Below are 13,664 nucleotides of genomic sequence, written 5' to 3'. Positions count from 1 at the left end.
GCGCGCACATTTCAGTTGATGGGGGCGTGAACCGAATCGTTCCGGCGGGCATGACGCTTGAACCGGGGCCGTCTGCCACGTCCAACCGCCATCGCGGCCGGGCAAGCGGCATCAGCCAATGAGTCCGAGATTGACGACATACTCGTACAGTTCGGCATCGCTTTTGAGGCCGAGCTTGCGCTTTGCCGATGTCTTCGCCCAGCTGACGGTCTTGATGGTCCGATGCAGTATCTGGCCGACTTCCGTCGGCGATTTGCCGCTGGCAAGAAGGCGCAGCACCTCCAACTCGCGGGGCGTCAAATTCGCGGCCCGCTGGCTTTCCATCTCGGTCAGTCCGAGTTTCGTCAATTCGCGCTGCAGTCTGGCACTGATGTAGATCGCACCTCGCAGCGCAGTGCGAACGGCAGCGAACAGTTCGCTTTTTTCCGCGCCCTTTTCCACGATGCCCAGTACGCCTTCGTTCAACATTGCACGCAACAAACCGGCATTCGCCATATTCGTGAGCACGATGACGGGTAAGGCGCCGTGATCCCGTCGAAGGGTCGACAGCATTGCAAGTCCATCGGCGCGTCCGGTGTTGGGCATCGAGAAATCCGTGATGACGATATCGCAGGCGACGTGAGCCAGGATGGACATCAACTCGCTCGAGTCGCGCGCCTCCCCCACGACCTCCATGCCATTCTGCTCAATCAGAAGACGGCAACCGAGCAACATGATGGGATGGTCGTCTGCGAGCACAACGCGCCAAGCCATTTCAGAATCCCCAAAATTAATTTCGGCAAAGTTTAGCAAGTGATAGACCGCTTATGCTCATCAAAGAATAAAACCAGAATGCGCCTACGTGCCTGGATTGAAAATAAGCATTGGCTGATGTGTAAAATGGACGCTTTGCCTTATAGTCTTATCTGGATTTCTCAGGTTTGTATTTGTCTTTGTCTTCTACTAGTAAATTTTTTGGGCGGTTTTTTGGTGAGTATAGTGGTAATTAGAATGCTGATCGTCACGGCTCTTTTTTGGGGTGTTTCGGTACCGGGCAACGTTGTAAATGGCATCGAGGATGAAGCCGAGTAGATACGAGAAGTCGGATGCAAGGAGGAGGAATGAGAAGCGCTTGGGTGGACGGTAAGGCAGTGATCGTGGAGGTGGATTCCAGTGATTACCGACATATCGAGTCGGCGGCGCGGAAGCTCGGGTATACAGTGCAGGAATTTCTGCTGCTGAGTGCGTCTCTGATTGCTGCCGTCGTGCATGGAGAGGGCGCCGCTCAGGATTGAAGCGGTCCGGCATAATCGGCGGGTCCGGTATCGTGCGGACCACACTGGAGTGACGTCGGAGCATGGATTCCGCATCGGATGACATGGCACGTCTTCACGTTACGGACGGTATCGACCAGGGCGAACATCATGCCGAGCTTGGGGGTCAAAGCCCCCAATTCAGTTACAAAACTTCCGGAGATTGATCGCTGCGTTGATAGGAAAAAGAAGCTTCCTTGCCTTGCGATGTTGGAAGAGTTATCGCAATCACCGGAACTACAATTCCATATTCCTGATAGAAGGTTTTTTGATCGATTTTTGCATTGGTTAGGGCCTGGTTGTCGCCGGCTATGTAGAAAAACGAATGAATCGGAAGTTTTTTACCATTGTTTTGCTTCCATGTAGCCACGCGCAACTCGTTTTGGATGTCCCACCATGGCGAAAGCATCTTTTGCCTCGCCAGAATGCTTTGATAAAAATGATCTGCGGTGCCAGAGTGTCCTTTGGTGACATCCCAGCCGCATTGATCGATGTATTTTATCTTTAGCGAATCAAAATGTTCTATCCACTTTTGAGCATCTGTGATTCCCTGCTCGATGCAGGGGCGGCTCTCGGCAGGGTAATTGGCGGACGCGCCGCAACCATTCCCAGGGCGCTGGTCGGTGCCGCCATCCATTGAATAAGCACAGAGAACCATGATGCTGTCTTTGCCTTGAAGCGCGCTATATCCGGGGTATAGTATGAATCCATTTTTATAACCGAAAACAAGCTTTGAAAAATTACTGTCGGCTCTGATCCAGGAGAAAGAGACGCCGCCACTCGCTTCGGAGGCCGGGCTTGGGTTCCACGGCCGGAAAGCGGGACTTTCCACGGTGGCGCGCAACATCACTCCGCTACACAGGAAAGCTGGCCGAGACTGACCGCCGCAGCTTTTGGGAGTTTTGTAATACCAATCGTATAGCTGGCTGATCGCAATAGGTCCGACGTAGTCGATAACTTTTGCTTCCGCCTGAGCGGCGATGTTTTGTGCAGCCACGGTTTGGTTGAGAAAAATGATTGCTATTGAAGATAAGAAAAGTTTGAATAAATGATTCATGGTGATGCTGTTGGTGGAAATTGGCTGGCGGCACCCTTGTTGCGATTTTCATCGCCATTTTTCTGTTCGATAAAATCCTCCGTATCGTTCGGGTGTTTCAGGAGTTGTCGTGTCGACTCTCGCCCTGCGGCGCTGACGGCAAACCACGGGGCGCGCGTTGCACAACGCTTGGAAAGAGAGATCGGCGTGCATGCCCGTGAGCATCGATCTTCCACGATGCCTCGGTTACCAACCGCCGAAACACCGACATTCGGTGCTCCAAGGATGCTATGCATCGAATCCGTCGTTACGCGGCGCGGAGGGGCAACGCCAACTGGATATATGCAACCGCACGACCGGGACGATAAGCGTGTTCGTTTCGAAACGCTGCTAGATAATTCTGGAACTGGAGAAATTTCCGAAATTACAACAGCGCGCCGACTATGTATTGAGGCTGCTCTCCAGATGCCGGTATTCTGCTGCCAACGCAACCGATTTTAAAATTCTGGCGAATTGTTTTGATGGTTGTCGGTTTGTGTTGTAACTATTGGAATTGATTAGTATGCGACGTAAATTTGTTTCAGGCACGGTGTTGCATGTGGGGGCGCGCGAGCTGTATAAGGTTTCCGTCGTTCTCGCGACGGTCGCTGGCGGCGGGTGTGGCGTCCTGTTTTCTTCTGCTGCGTATGCGCATAATCCATACATTGGATATGAAACCCCGGTGGCCAGCAACTGCATCAATAGCGGTGTGCTATTTGAAAATTGCGCTAGATGGGATAATTCAAATTATAGGGGTGTGCGCGGGGCTCATTTTTCCCAGATGGCGGGCCGGTATTTTTCTTATCTTACCTCCGGAAATGGGGCCGACACATATTTGTGGTCGGGAGTATGGGCGGGAAGTAGATCGGCCGGGCTGTTTTATGGTGACGATCCGTTCAAGTCGAATCGGATAATCGTCGATGCCGAAGGCGCGACCATTGTCGGCAACCGGCTTGTGTTGTCGTCCAGGGCGGGAATCAGCGTTTCGGGTTCTAGAATCTCCAACGTCAAGAACGGCGCGCACGCCGGTGATGCAGTCAACGTCAACCAGCTTTCGAGGGTGGCGAACGTGCTTGGCGTGAACATCGACACCAACGGCCACGTAACGACGCCGACATATCGAGTGGGCAGCAAATCTTTCGACAACGTCGCGGATGCGATTGCGGCAGCCGCCGATAGCGGTACGGATCCGAATGCGGTCGTTTATGACGATTCCGCAAAGCGTTCGGTCACGCTTGGCGCGAAGGGCACGACACTGAAGAGCGTGGCGGCCGGCACGGTCAGCGCGACGAGTATGGAAGCGATAAACGGTTCGCAATTGCACCGTGCGTCACAGAGCGTCGCGACGGCACTTGGGGGCGGTTCGACGGTGGACGCGGGAGGTAACGTGACGGCGCCGAAGTATCGCGTCGGTGACAAAACCTACGGTAACGTCGGCGACGCGATCGCGGCAGCCGCGGACAGTGGCGGCGGTATCGGTCGGAACGCGGTGGCGTACGACGATGCCGCCGGCAGCACGATAACGCTGCGTGGCGAGCATGGCACGACATTGAAGAACGTCGCGGCAGGCAGTGCGGATACCGATGCGGTCAATGTGGGGCAATTGACCGCTGCGACGCAGCCGATACGGGATGAGCTGGCTGACGTCAGCCTTGCGATGAAGGCCATCCAGATCAAGCCTCAAGGTGTAGACGCGATTGCGACGGGAACGAATGCCGTTGCGGTTGGCGCCGGTGCAAATGCGATAGCGAATGGCTCGATCGCTTTGGGTGCGGGTTCGCGCGTGACCGGAGTCAATTCGGTTGCGATCGGTATCAACTCCGTCGCACTGGAAGCAAACCAAGTGTCGGTGGGCGACGTGGGGCGCGAGCGCCGCATTTCGAACCTCGCAGCGGGTACGAGAGGTACCGACGCGGTCAACTTGAATCAGCTGACTGATGCGATCGGAAAGGTGTCGAGCCGTACCGACAAGCTCTCGTCCGATCTGGCATCGCGGCGCAACTTGCTGGTTGCCGATCCCTCTGCCATCGACGAGCAACGTTTGTCGAATTTCGTGCTGATCGACGGCCAGGGTGCTGACGGTAGCCTGCCGAACGCGGCGAGTATTGCCGATGGCGATCCGGCGAGTATGACCTCGGCTGCAATCGGTGTCGGGTCGGTTGCGTCGGGCGCAGACACGATTGCCATTGGCATGCGTACCATCGCGAACTCGGACAACTCCGTGGCGATCGGCAATATGGCGCAAACCGGTGCCGAGCAGCCGTACTCGGTGGCGATCGGCTCGCATGTGACGACGAATGGTGCCAGCGCCCTTGCAATCGGTTCCCAGGCGCGGGCGAACGGCGAGAGCGCGATCGCTGTCGGCAATAACAATGTGCAGGCGATCGGTGAGAGCTCGATTGCGATCGGCAGTGGCGCCGAGGCCGTGGTGGGCGCGACGAATGGCATTGCGCTGGGCACGGGGGCGAGCGTTGCCCGAAACGTGACCGATGCGATGGCGCTCGGCGCGAAAGCCTTCGTGGAAAAAGGGGCGAACGGCGCCGTGGCACTGGGGGCGGGTTCCCAGGCGAGTCGAGCCAATACCGTTTCAGTGGGCAATGCCGGAAGCGAGCGCCAGATCGTGAACGTTGCGGCGGGTACGCAGGGTACCGACGCGGTGAACGTGGCGCAGTTGCACGGCGCGGCGGCGAGTCTTGCGAACGCGATCGGCGGCGACACGACGGTCGATGGAAGCGGCCACGTGGCCATTCATTCGATTGAAGTGCACGGTCACCAGTACGGGACGGTATCGGAGGCGGTGCAGGCGGCTGCGGCGTATGGCGCCACGGATTCGCTGGCGCTGCGCTACGATCTCGACTCGCACGGCAATCCGAACTATGGCTCGGTGACGCTGGGCGGCCCGTCGGCAGCGCCGGTGATGCTGACCAACGTTGCCGATGGCAAGCGCCGATACGACGCGGTGAACTATGGCCAGTTGTCGTCGCTGCAAAGCGACTTCGAAAACCGAATGGGCGCGATGGACGATCGCGTCAGCAAGATCGAAACCGATGCCGGCAATCCGCGCGGTGATGGTCGGGTCATGACGATGGCCAATCTGCGCCGGGACGTTAACGACGTCGGGGCCGGCTCAGGCTCCGTTATCGACAGCGATGCCGGCGACACCACGGCAATCGGCGCGAATTCGGCGCAGCAAGCGTCGGGCGCGACAGCGATCGGCGCCGGGGCGGATGCACGTGCAATCAATAGCACGGCGATCGGGCAAGCTGCATCCGCTCACGGCGAGAACAGCACCGTGGTCGGCCAGGGCGCGACGGCTTGGGGCAATAACAGCGTTGCAATTGGTGCAGGTTCCGTGGCTGACGCGGACAACGCCGTCTCGTTCGGCAACAGCGCCACGGGCATGACGCGCACGCTGACCAACGTGTCGGCCGGCGTCGCACCGACGGATGCCGTCAACGTCCAGCAGCTCAACGAATCGGTGGGCGGCTTGCGATCGCAGATCGAACACGATCGTGCGGATGCAAATGGAGGCACCGCGTCAGCCGTGGCCATTGCGTCGCTGCCGCAAGCGCCGGCGCCCGGAAAGAGCGTCGTCGCAGTGGGCGGCGGCACGTACGCCGGCCAGTCTGCTCTTGCGGTGGGTCTGTCCACTTACGCTGGGCGGTGGATCATCAAGGCTTCCGGTTCGACGAACACACGAGGAACCGTGGCGGGCGGCGTCGGCGCCGGTTTCGTGTGGTAAGCAACCGGAGTCACGCGTTGCGTTGCTGGTCGTGATTAGCACACCTCATCGCTGAGGCTGGTCCTGTTGGCAATATGCGGCAGGACCAGCAGCCATGGAGCGACGAGATAGTGGCCGCGGGCGGTTACCGCGCGCCGAAGCCGTCGCAAGCGAGAATCGCGGAAACGCATCATTCACTCCCGTAAGCAATGACGCTATCGGGCTGCCCATTTCGTCGGGAAAGTTGACGGCGCCATGGCGCCTGTTCGACACCATTTCCGATTATTTGCCATTTCGACATATCCATGTCGCGGAGCGTTCATTCCATTGGCGCCCGGGCGAGATGATGGAGCTCGTCTGCTCAATCATATTAAAAGCAAGAGTGCCGAAGATGAAAATTCGGCATGTATCATGGATTATATCCATTTTAAGAAAAGTGGAAAATGAAATACAAATGGCTTTTTATCTTGATGACAATGGTGTCTTCGCTCGCTGGAATATCACTCGCCCATGCATACTCGGGCGAAGATGGCTCGGTCGCGCTTGTCGGAGTCGCCGGCAACAAGGTCGCGCAACAGCTCACGGACAATTACAATAATCTGGCTCCAGATTGCGGTAGAGCGACGAACCCGGCGTTTCGCTGTTCCGGGGTAATGCTTCGCGGGACCGTGCATTCGTCTCAGTACCACTCATGGAACCCGAGTCCTGCTTCCGTTTCGAGCGGAGGCGTCTCATTCTCCTATCTGCGAAAAGATTCGAAGTTCAGCAAACTGGCTTATGGGTACAGTAATGGGTTAATTTTCGTTCCTTATAGGTATAATATAAAGCCGAATGTCGTCGAGCCGGAAGTTCTATGCTCATTCCCAATCGACGCCAACACTGAAAATCGAGTGGGCAACGGATGCGGTGCGGATAACTCATTTCCGAGTGACAGCGGTCCATGTCAGGCGCGAGGCATTTCAACTGCTTCGGAATGGCTGTCACACTACAACAACACAAATGGTAATAAGCACGCACACCAATGCGGCTTCGACGTACATCACGGTGCCCCAGCGAGCGCCGCGATTTTCAAAGCCAGCATTGATGCAATGGCGTTGATTGCCGAAGAATCCATGCACGAGCAAAATGAGTTGCGTTTAGCTACATGGGAGCAAGATATCCCTGAGAAGCTGCCGATCATGGCATTTTTCTATCTTGCAGGTCGCGCCAATGGACTCAAAGGCGCTCAAGGTGACCAGGTGGATTACCAGCAAGCCTCGAAGCGCATCGTACCCGTCATCCGGATAACGCTTCCGTCATCGCGGTCAGACGAGGCGACGTTCGTCTATGACGAAAATGATCAGATGGTCGTGCCTCCGCAAATTGCGCATCCGTCGGTTGATCCGATTTCGCTGGTTCCACCGATCCCTCCCGCGGGATATTGAACTGCTCAGGGTGTGTGAGAGGCGGCGCCTGCTCAATACCCCGACGCGCTCGCTCCCTGATCGGTCACGATCGCCACCCCCGAACTCGTCCCGAGCCGCGTCGCGCCGGCTTCGAGCATCGCGAGCGCGGCCGCGCGGTCGCGCACGCCACCCGACGCCTTCACGCCGAGCGCTGGCCCGACCGTGCGGCGCATCAGCGCGACGTCGGCGAGCGTCGCGCCGCCGTGGCCGAACCCGGTCGACGTCTTCACGAACGCGACGCCGAGATCGCGGCACATCTCGCACACGCGCACTTTTTCATCGTCGGTCAGCAGCCCGGTTTCGAGGATCACCTTGAGCGGCACCGTGCCGCATGCGCGATGCACGGCGTCGATGTCGGCCTTCACGTCGTCGGTGCGGCCGCTTTTCAGCGCGCCGATGTTGATCACCATGTCGATCTCGCCGGCGCCCGCCGCGATCGCGGCGGTGGCTTCGAACGCCTTCGCGGCGGACAGCCCCGCGCCGAGCGGGAAGCCGACCACGGCGCAGACGAGCACGCCGGTATCGACCAGCTCGCGCGCGGCGAGCGGCACGTTCGCCGAATTCACGCAGACCGAGTAAAAGCGATGCTCGGCCGCCTGGCGGCAGAGTTCGCGGATCTGCGCGTCGCTCGCGTCGGGCGCGAGCAGCGTGTGATCGATGGTTTGGGCGAGTTGGGCGTTGGAAAGCGGCATGTGTCAGGACTCCACGGATCGTGTGCGGAAAGGGCACACGGAAAGTTGATGTTTTCACATCGGTTTGTTACAAATACGACATTCCGGCCGGGCCCGCGCGCCCGGCACGACGAGCGACTCACGCGGCGGGCCCGCAGGATACAGGCATGGAAACAAAGAAGGGCGAACGGATCAAGACATTGATGAACGTGCTGCAAGGGCAGAACGCGATTCATCTGAGGGAAGTCGCCGAGCTGTTCGGCGTGTCCGAAATGACGATCCGCCGCGATCTCGCGGACAACCCCCACGGCCTCAGCCTGATCGGCGGCTACGTGACGCGCCATTTCGCCGCGCAGCGCAGCGACATCGGCGAATATCTGATCAGTGCCGAGAACAACCGGCAGACCGAGGAAAAGCGCCGCATCGGCAAGCTGGCCGCGCAGTTCGTGACGACCGGCGACACGATCTTCGTCGACTGCGGGTCGACCACGCCGTTCATCGTCGACTTCATTGCCGACGACCTCGAATTCACCGCGGTCTGCAATTCGCTGAACGTGTTCGCGAAGCTGCAGCAGAAGCCGCATTGCAACGTGATCCTGTGCGGCGGCGCGTATCACCGGCAGAACATGGTGTTCGAATCGGTCGCCGAAACGGGCATTCTCGATTCGGTACGCGTGTCGAAGGCGTTCATCTCGGCGGCCGGCGTGAGCGAACGCTGCGGCGTCACGTGCTTCAACTTCCACGAAGTCGATGCGAAGAAGCAGGTGATGGCGCGCGCGCAGAACCGCTTCCTGCTGGTCGACCACACGAAGTTCGACGAAGTGCGCGCAGCCTATTTCGCCGAATTGACCGATTTCAACTACGTGATCTCCGACGGGCAACTGAGCCGCCGCTACGAAACGGCGATCCGCGAGCACGGGATTGCGCTCGTGACCTGATGCGGCGCCGTGCATCGCGCTTTTCAGCACGTCACGCATCGCGCGCTTCCGCCGCGCTGAGGTAGCCGGTAAGCACCTCGAAGCGGCGCGATGCGCCGGGCGCCAGCGCCGCGACGTGGCCCTTGCGGCGTTCCGCTTCGTAACCCTCCGGCTCGCAGGTCGACGGCAACGCGAACGCGGCCACCTGCTGATCCGCGTTGTGCAGGATCCAGCGCGTCGCATGCGGGAATTGCGCGGGGCGATACGCGGTGTGGAACGCGCCGCCGTCCGGATGCGCGAGCCGGAAATGCGCGACGCCGTCGGCGTCCGTTGCCACGTCGTTCATGAAGAACACGATCTCGGGGTCGTACAGCGCGGGCGCATCGAGCGTCGCGAGCCGGGCCGGTTCGTGCGCGAGCATGGCCGTGTAGTCGCGCCATGCGGCGGTGGGCTTCACGTGCGCGGGCACGCTGTCGCGCAGCCGCATGCCGCCGCGCGGCAGCGACTGCACGAAGCGGCCGCCCGGCACGTATGCGTAGTTCAGGTGGGCCATGTACATCAGGTCCATCGGCGCGCCGCCGAGGTTCGTCACGTCCATCGCGATCGTCATCCGCGCCTCGTGCTCGGCCAGCCGCACCGACGGCCGCGCGACGTAGTGGCTGCCGAAGCCTTGCACGTATTCGTATTCGCCGGTCACTTCGACCGTCGCGCCGCGCGCCTCCATGCCGACGACGAGGCTCGCGCGGTCCATCGGCGCGCAGGGCATCTCGCCGTGCAGCGCGTGCGTGTCGTCCGGCCCCGGGCAGCCGTTGCGCAGCAACCCGCTATGGAACATGAAGCAGCCGTAGGTATCGATGATCGACGCCGCGCGCTTCGGCTGCCGGAACATGTGCTTCATCGTCAGGTCGCGGCCGTCGAATTCGGCGGCCCAGATCATCTGACCGAGATACGGCAGCACGACCAGATGACCGCGGCGGTTCTCGAGCTTCAGCGCCTCGACGCCGGACGGATACGCGAACGCGGTGACGGTGAGGCTGTCCGTGCGGTACAGCGTGCGCGGCGCTTCGCGGAAGTCGTCGCGCCGCAGTTCGATCTCGCCGCGCACGGTCAGGCTCCCGACGTGTTGCGCGTCGCGGCGTAGCGCGCGGACGCATGACCGTCGGTCGCAGCGTCGGGCGTCGCTGCCGGCAGGTGACGCAGGCAGTAGAAGCCGTAGTACACGATCACGACGAAGCACAGCAGCGGCACGACGAACGCGAGCTGCATGTTGCCGCCGGTGTGATCGGAGATCAGCCCCTGGATCAGCGGCACGACCGCGCCGCCGACGATGCTCATCACGAGGATCGAGCCGCCGTATTCGGTGTCCTTGCCGAGGCCGTCAATCGTCAGCCCGTAGATCGTCGGCCAGCACGGGCCGAGGAAGATGCTCACGCACACGGCCGCATACACGGCGGTGATGTTGTGTACGCTGATCGTGTACGCGAGCAGCGCGATGCACAGGATGCCGTACACGATCAGCACCTTGGCCGGGCCGACGCGTTTCATCACGAGCGTCGCGACCAGCTTGCCGACGAAGAACGTGAAGAACGTCGCGAGCAGGTAGCGCGATGCGCCGCGCTCGGTGAGGCCGCCGATCTGCATCGCGAGCCGGATCGTGAAGCTCCACACGCCGACCTGCGCGCCCACATACAGAAATTGCGCGACGACGCCCGCGACGAAGCGCCGGTTGCCGAACAGCCGCGCGAGCGTGCCGCGCGCGTCGATCCGGTGCGTGACCGTACTCGCGCCGTTGCCCTTGCAGGCCGGATACGGCGTGAGCGCGAACACGATGAACACGGCGACGAGCACGACGATCAGCCATTTGTACGGCTCGAGCGTGGCCTGGATCATCGCGAGCTGGTGCGTGTGCGCGTCGGCGGCGGACATCGCCGCGAGCTGCGCATGCGACGCGTCGCCTTCCTTGAAGATCAGGAAGCTGCCCATGTAGACGCCGGCCATCGCGCCGAACGGATAGAACGTCTGCGAGATGTTCAGCCGCCGCGTGCTGGTGTCGCGCGGGCCCATCAGCGTCGAATACGAGTTGGACGCCGTTTCGAGAAACGACAGGCCGGCGGCGATCACGAACAGCGCGACGAGGAACATCCCGTACTTCGCCATCGACGCGGCCGGGAAGAACAGCAGGCAGCCGGTCGTGTAGAGCAGCAGGCCGACCAGGATCGTCGTCTTGTAGCTGAACTTCTTCACGACGGTCGCGGCCGGAATCGCGAGGAAGAAGTAGCCGAGATAGAACGCGGACTGCACGAACGCCGATTCGAAATCGGACAGGAAGAACGATTTCTTGAACTGCGCGATCAGCACGTCGTTCAGGTTCGCGGCGGTGCCCCACAGCGCGAACAGGCAGCACAGCAGCGTGAACGCGAAGAGCGGCGTGCGATTCAGGTAATAGCCGTCAGGCGTGTGTTCGATCGGGGTCCGGCTCATGGGTGTCTCCTTCCCAATGTCTCGTCGATGAAGGCGCCGGTCAGAAGCCGGCGTCGCGGAGGAAGCGCTCGAACGTCGCGGCGTCGGCGTACGACTTCTGCGTGCCGAAGCCCGTGACCGAATGCGCGGCGTACGCGGACGCGTAACGCATCGCGTCGACCGTGTCGCGCGACGCCGCGTAGCAGCGTGCGAAGCAGCCGATATAGGCGTCGCCGGCGCCCGTCGTGTCGCGTGGGTCGACGGGGACGCCCGGCACGTGGTGCACGCCGTCGCGCGACACCAGCAGCGAACCGTTGCTGCCGAGCGTGACGAGCACGTGCTGGAGCCCGCGTGCGACCAGCGCTTGGGCGGCGCGCGTAGCGCTCTCGCGCGAATCGACCGGCATGCCCGACACGATCGCGAGCTCGGTTTCGTTCGGCACGAAGAATTCGACGGAACGGATGCGTTCGAAATCGAGATCGGCGACGGCAGGCGCGGGGTTCAGCAACACGGGAATGCCGTGCCGCGCGCCGAATTCGATCGCGTGATAGACGGTGTCGAGTTCGATCTCGAGCTGCAGCACGATCAGCGCGCATTCGGCGAGCATCGGCGCGGCCGCGTCGACGTCGGCCGGCCGCAGGTGGCGGTTCGCGCCCTTGACGATCAGGATGCTGTTGCTCGAATCGGGCTCGACGAAGATCGGCGCGACGCCGCTCGGCACGCCGGCGACCTTGCGCACGTGCGTGGTGTCGATCCCTTCGCGCTCGAAGTTGCGAATCGTGTTGTCGGCGAACACGTCGTCGCCGACCTTGGTGACCATCACGACGCGCGCGCCGAGGCGTGCGGCCGCGACGGCCTGGTTCGCGCCCTTGCCGCCGCAGCCGAGCTCGAAGTTCGGCGCCTCGAGCGTTTCGCCCCGGGCGGGCATGCGCGCGACGTAGGTCACGAGGTCGACCATGTTGCTGCCGATGACGGCGATTGTCTCCATCTGGGTCTCTTCCTTGGTATGGGGTGCGACCGCGCGCGTGGGCGGCGGCGGGTCATGGCAAGTGATAATAAAATCACATGAAGTGTGAAAATGCAATCCTATGATGTTAGGAGGGTCACTTTGGGGGCGGCGGAGCGCGCCCGAGACGGGCCCACGCCGCTGTCGGCATACAAAAAATTTGCAATCGGGAGAGCGGAGCGACGATGTGCAAAAAAGGCCGTACTTCGCATTTCGCTGCGCAGCGGTACGATGTAATGCATGATTTTTTGGGAATTTCTCATGCCGCATGCGCGCAGCCCAGCAGGGGCGGCGTCGGACTGGAAGTCGAGAAGGGGTTGCGGCCGACACCGGCAGATCCGGTATTCCAATGGCCTTCGATACGCGGGCGCGGCGACGGAGATTGCAAAGTGAAACGCCCGATGACCGTTGTCCAGCAGACGTTCATTGAATGGTGCATCGGCTACATGAAATTCCAACTCGGCGACGCGATGTCAGTCGGACTGATGTCCCTCGACGACGCTCTGTGGAGCGCGCTGGAAAGAGGGCGGTACGGCTTCCTCTCGGGCGACATGATCGAGATCGGCCGGCGCGTGTTTCCGGATGCGCCGAATGCCTTTCTCATTGTGAAGAATGTCATCGATCGCCGTACAGATGGGCGCCCCAAAGCGGCAGAACCGCTGGAGGTATTCGCAATGGAGCTTGGAATGCTGGGCTATGCGGCATTCCGTCTGTGGTGGACTCAAATGGTTGCTGAGTTCCGGCAAGCTAGCACGCAAAATTCGTCCCTCGCAGCAACGGTTTTGTCGGCCGCACTCGTTGAAGGCGCGCTGACGTTTGTAGTGAAGCATGCACGTTCGCTCAATTTGGGAACGATGGGTTCGAAGAGTTTCGACGGTCCGACGACAAGCTGACGCATCGACGACCTCGTATCCAGCGCTGCGGCAGGCGGGAAGACTGCAATTCTCCATCCGACAACCAAGCTTCGCGCGGACACATTAATTCGAGCAAGGCAACGGATACATGCTGGTCGAATGCTCTCCGAGTTTCCTGGCGGACCGCCAGATCTACGACCGGAAGACGCTCGCGACGCAAAGA

11 protein-coding genes are annotated in these 13,664 nt (G+C 60.6%); 4 read left to right on the top strand and 7 right to left on the bottom strand.

Going from position 1 to position 13,664, the window contains the following annotated elements; translation table 11 throughout:
• Positions 1-111 precede the first annotated feature (111 nt).
• The 3 genes from GJG85_RS34625 to GJG85_RS34615 all read right to left on the bottom strand — a co-directional run bounded on the left by GJG85_RS34625 (position 112) and on the right by GJG85_RS34615 (position 2,624).
• Entirely contained in the window at positions 112-753 is a 642-nt protein-coding gene (locus tag GJG85_RS34625) for a response regulator transcription factor (protein ID WP_050014196.1), read from the bottom strand.
• A gap of 684 nt (positions 754-1,437) precedes the next feature.
• The gene (locus GJG85_RS34620) at positions 1,438-2,349 is read right to left on the bottom strand and encodes an N-acyl homoserine lactonase (RefSeq protein ID WP_143328939.1); all 912 of its coding nucleotides are present in this window, start codon (positions 2,347-2,349) and stop codon (positions 1,438-1,440) included.
• Positions 2,346-2,624, bottom strand: a complete 279-nt coding sequence (locus GJG85_RS34615; protein ID WP_143328940.1) for a hypothetical protein — start codon at positions 2,622-2,624, stop codon at positions 2,346-2,348. The genes GJG85_RS34620 and GJG85_RS34615 overlap by 4 nt, the downstream gene beginning before the upstream one ends.
• Before the next feature lie 266 nt (positions 2,625-2,890).
• On the opposite strand from GJG85_RS34615, the gene GJG85_RS34610 reads away from it, so the two are divergent.
• Both GJG85_RS34610 and GJG85_RS34605 read left to right on the top strand, forming a co-directional pair.
• Positions 2,891-6,109, top strand: coding sequence for a YadA-like family protein (locus tag GJG85_RS34610; RefSeq protein WP_080334277.1), 3,219 nt, complete (start codon positions 2,891-2,893; stop codon positions 6,107-6,109).
• A gap of 422 nt (positions 6,110-6,531) precedes the next feature.
• On the top strand, positions 6,532-7,512 hold the full coding sequence (locus tag GJG85_RS34605) for a hypothetical protein (protein WP_060733603.1): 981 nt from the start codon (positions 6,532-6,534) through the stop codon (positions 7,510-7,512).
• A gap of 32 nt (positions 7,513-7,544) precedes the next feature.
• Here the strand turns inward: GJG85_RS34605 and deoC are convergent, their stop codons facing one another.
• On the bottom strand, positions 7,545-8,225 hold the full coding sequence (gene deoC, locus GJG85_RS34600; RefSeq protein ID WP_050014198.1) for a deoxyribose-phosphate aldolase: 681 nt from the start codon (positions 8,223-8,225) through the stop codon (positions 7,545-7,547).
• A gap of 146 nt (positions 8,226-8,371) precedes the next feature.
• Between deoC and deoR the strand changes: the two genes are divergently transcribed.
• Positions 8,372-9,142: a DNA-binding transcriptional repressor DeoR gene (gene deoR, locus GJG85_RS34595; protein WP_050014199.1), complete on the top strand. Its 771-nt coding sequence runs from the start codon at positions 8,372-8,374 to the stop codon at positions 9,140-9,142.
• A gap of 31 nt (positions 9,143-9,173) precedes the next feature.
• On the opposite strand, the gene GJG85_RS34590 is transcribed toward deoR, so the two are convergent.
• The 3 genes from GJG85_RS34590 to rbsK are packed head-to-tail and all read right to left on the bottom strand — an operon-like array spanning position 9,174 to position 12,569.
• Entirely contained in the window at positions 9,174-10,226 is a 1,053-nt protein-coding gene (locus tag GJG85_RS34590) for an aldose 1-epimerase family protein (RefSeq protein ID WP_050014200.1), read from the bottom strand.
• 2 nt (positions 10,227-10,228) lie between these two features.
• Complete coding sequence (fucP, locus tag GJG85_RS34585; RefSeq protein WP_050014201.1) at positions 10,229-11,602, bottom strand: L-fucose:H+ symporter permease; 1,374 nt, start codon at positions 11,600-11,602, stop codon at positions 10,229-10,231.
• A 40-nt stretch (positions 11,603-11,642) separates the two neighbouring features.
• Positions 11,643-12,569, bottom strand: a complete 927-nt coding sequence (rbsK, locus tag GJG85_RS34580; protein ID WP_050014202.1) for a ribokinase — start codon at positions 12,567-12,569, stop codon at positions 11,643-11,645.
• Between the two features lie 203 nt (positions 12,570-12,772).
• Here rbsK and GJG85_RS35175 point away from each other — a divergent pair, with 203 nt between their 5' ends.
• On the top strand, positions 12,773-13,480 hold the full coding sequence (locus GJG85_RS35175) for a hypothetical protein (protein WP_239469022.1): 708 nt from the start codon (positions 12,773-12,775) through the stop codon (positions 13,478-13,480).
• Positions 13,481-13,664: the final 184 nt, after the last annotated feature.

The organism is Burkholderia sp. MS389, assembly GCF_016899425.1.
Taxonomy (GTDB): Bacteria; Pseudomonadota; Gammaproteobacteria; order Burkholderiales; family Burkholderiaceae; genus Burkholderia; species Burkholderia sola.
Note: the sequence above shows the minus strand (reverse complement) of the source record. Positions and strands in the feature narration are given on the sequence as shown.

Bases quoted from the DNA above. Each gene is read 5' to 3' on its own strand.
- rbsK (WP_050014202.1), bottom strand. From the start codon at position 12,569: ATGGAGACAATCGCCGTCATCGGCAGCAACATGGTCGACCTCGTGACC.
- GJG85_RS35175 (WP_239469022.1), top strand. From the start codon at position 12,773: ATGTGCAAAAAAGGCCGTACTTCGCATTTCGCTGCGCAGCGGTACGAT.
- GJG85_RS34620 (WP_143328939.1), bottom strand. From the start codon at position 2,349: ATGAATCATTTATTCAAACTTTTCTTATCTTCAATAGCAATCATTTTT.
- deoC (WP_050014198.1), bottom strand. From the start codon at position 8,225: ATGCCGCTTTCCAACGCCCAACTCGCCCAAACCATCGATCACACGCTG.
- GJG85_RS34605 (WP_060733603.1), top strand. From the start codon at position 6,532: ATGAAATACAAATGGCTTTTTATCTTGATGACAATGGTGTCTTCGCTC.
- deoR (WP_050014199.1), top strand. From the start codon at position 8,372: ATGGAAACAAAGAAGGGCGAACGGATCAAGACATTGATGAACGTGCTG.
- GJG85_RS34610 (WP_080334277.1), top strand. From the start codon at position 2,891: ATGCGACGTAAATTTGTTTCAGGCACGGTGTTGCATGTGGGGGCGCGC.
- fucP (WP_050014201.1), bottom strand. From the start codon at position 11,602: ATGAGCCGGACCCCGATCGAACACACGCCTGACGGCTATTACCTGAAT.
- GJG85_RS34615 (WP_143328940.1), bottom strand. From the start codon at position 2,624: ATGCATAGCATCCTTGGAGCACCGAATGTCGGTGTTTCGGCGGTTGGT.
- GJG85_RS34625 (WP_050014196.1), bottom strand. From the start codon at position 753: ATGGCTTGGCGCGTTGTGCTCGCAGACGACCATCCCATCATGTTGCTC.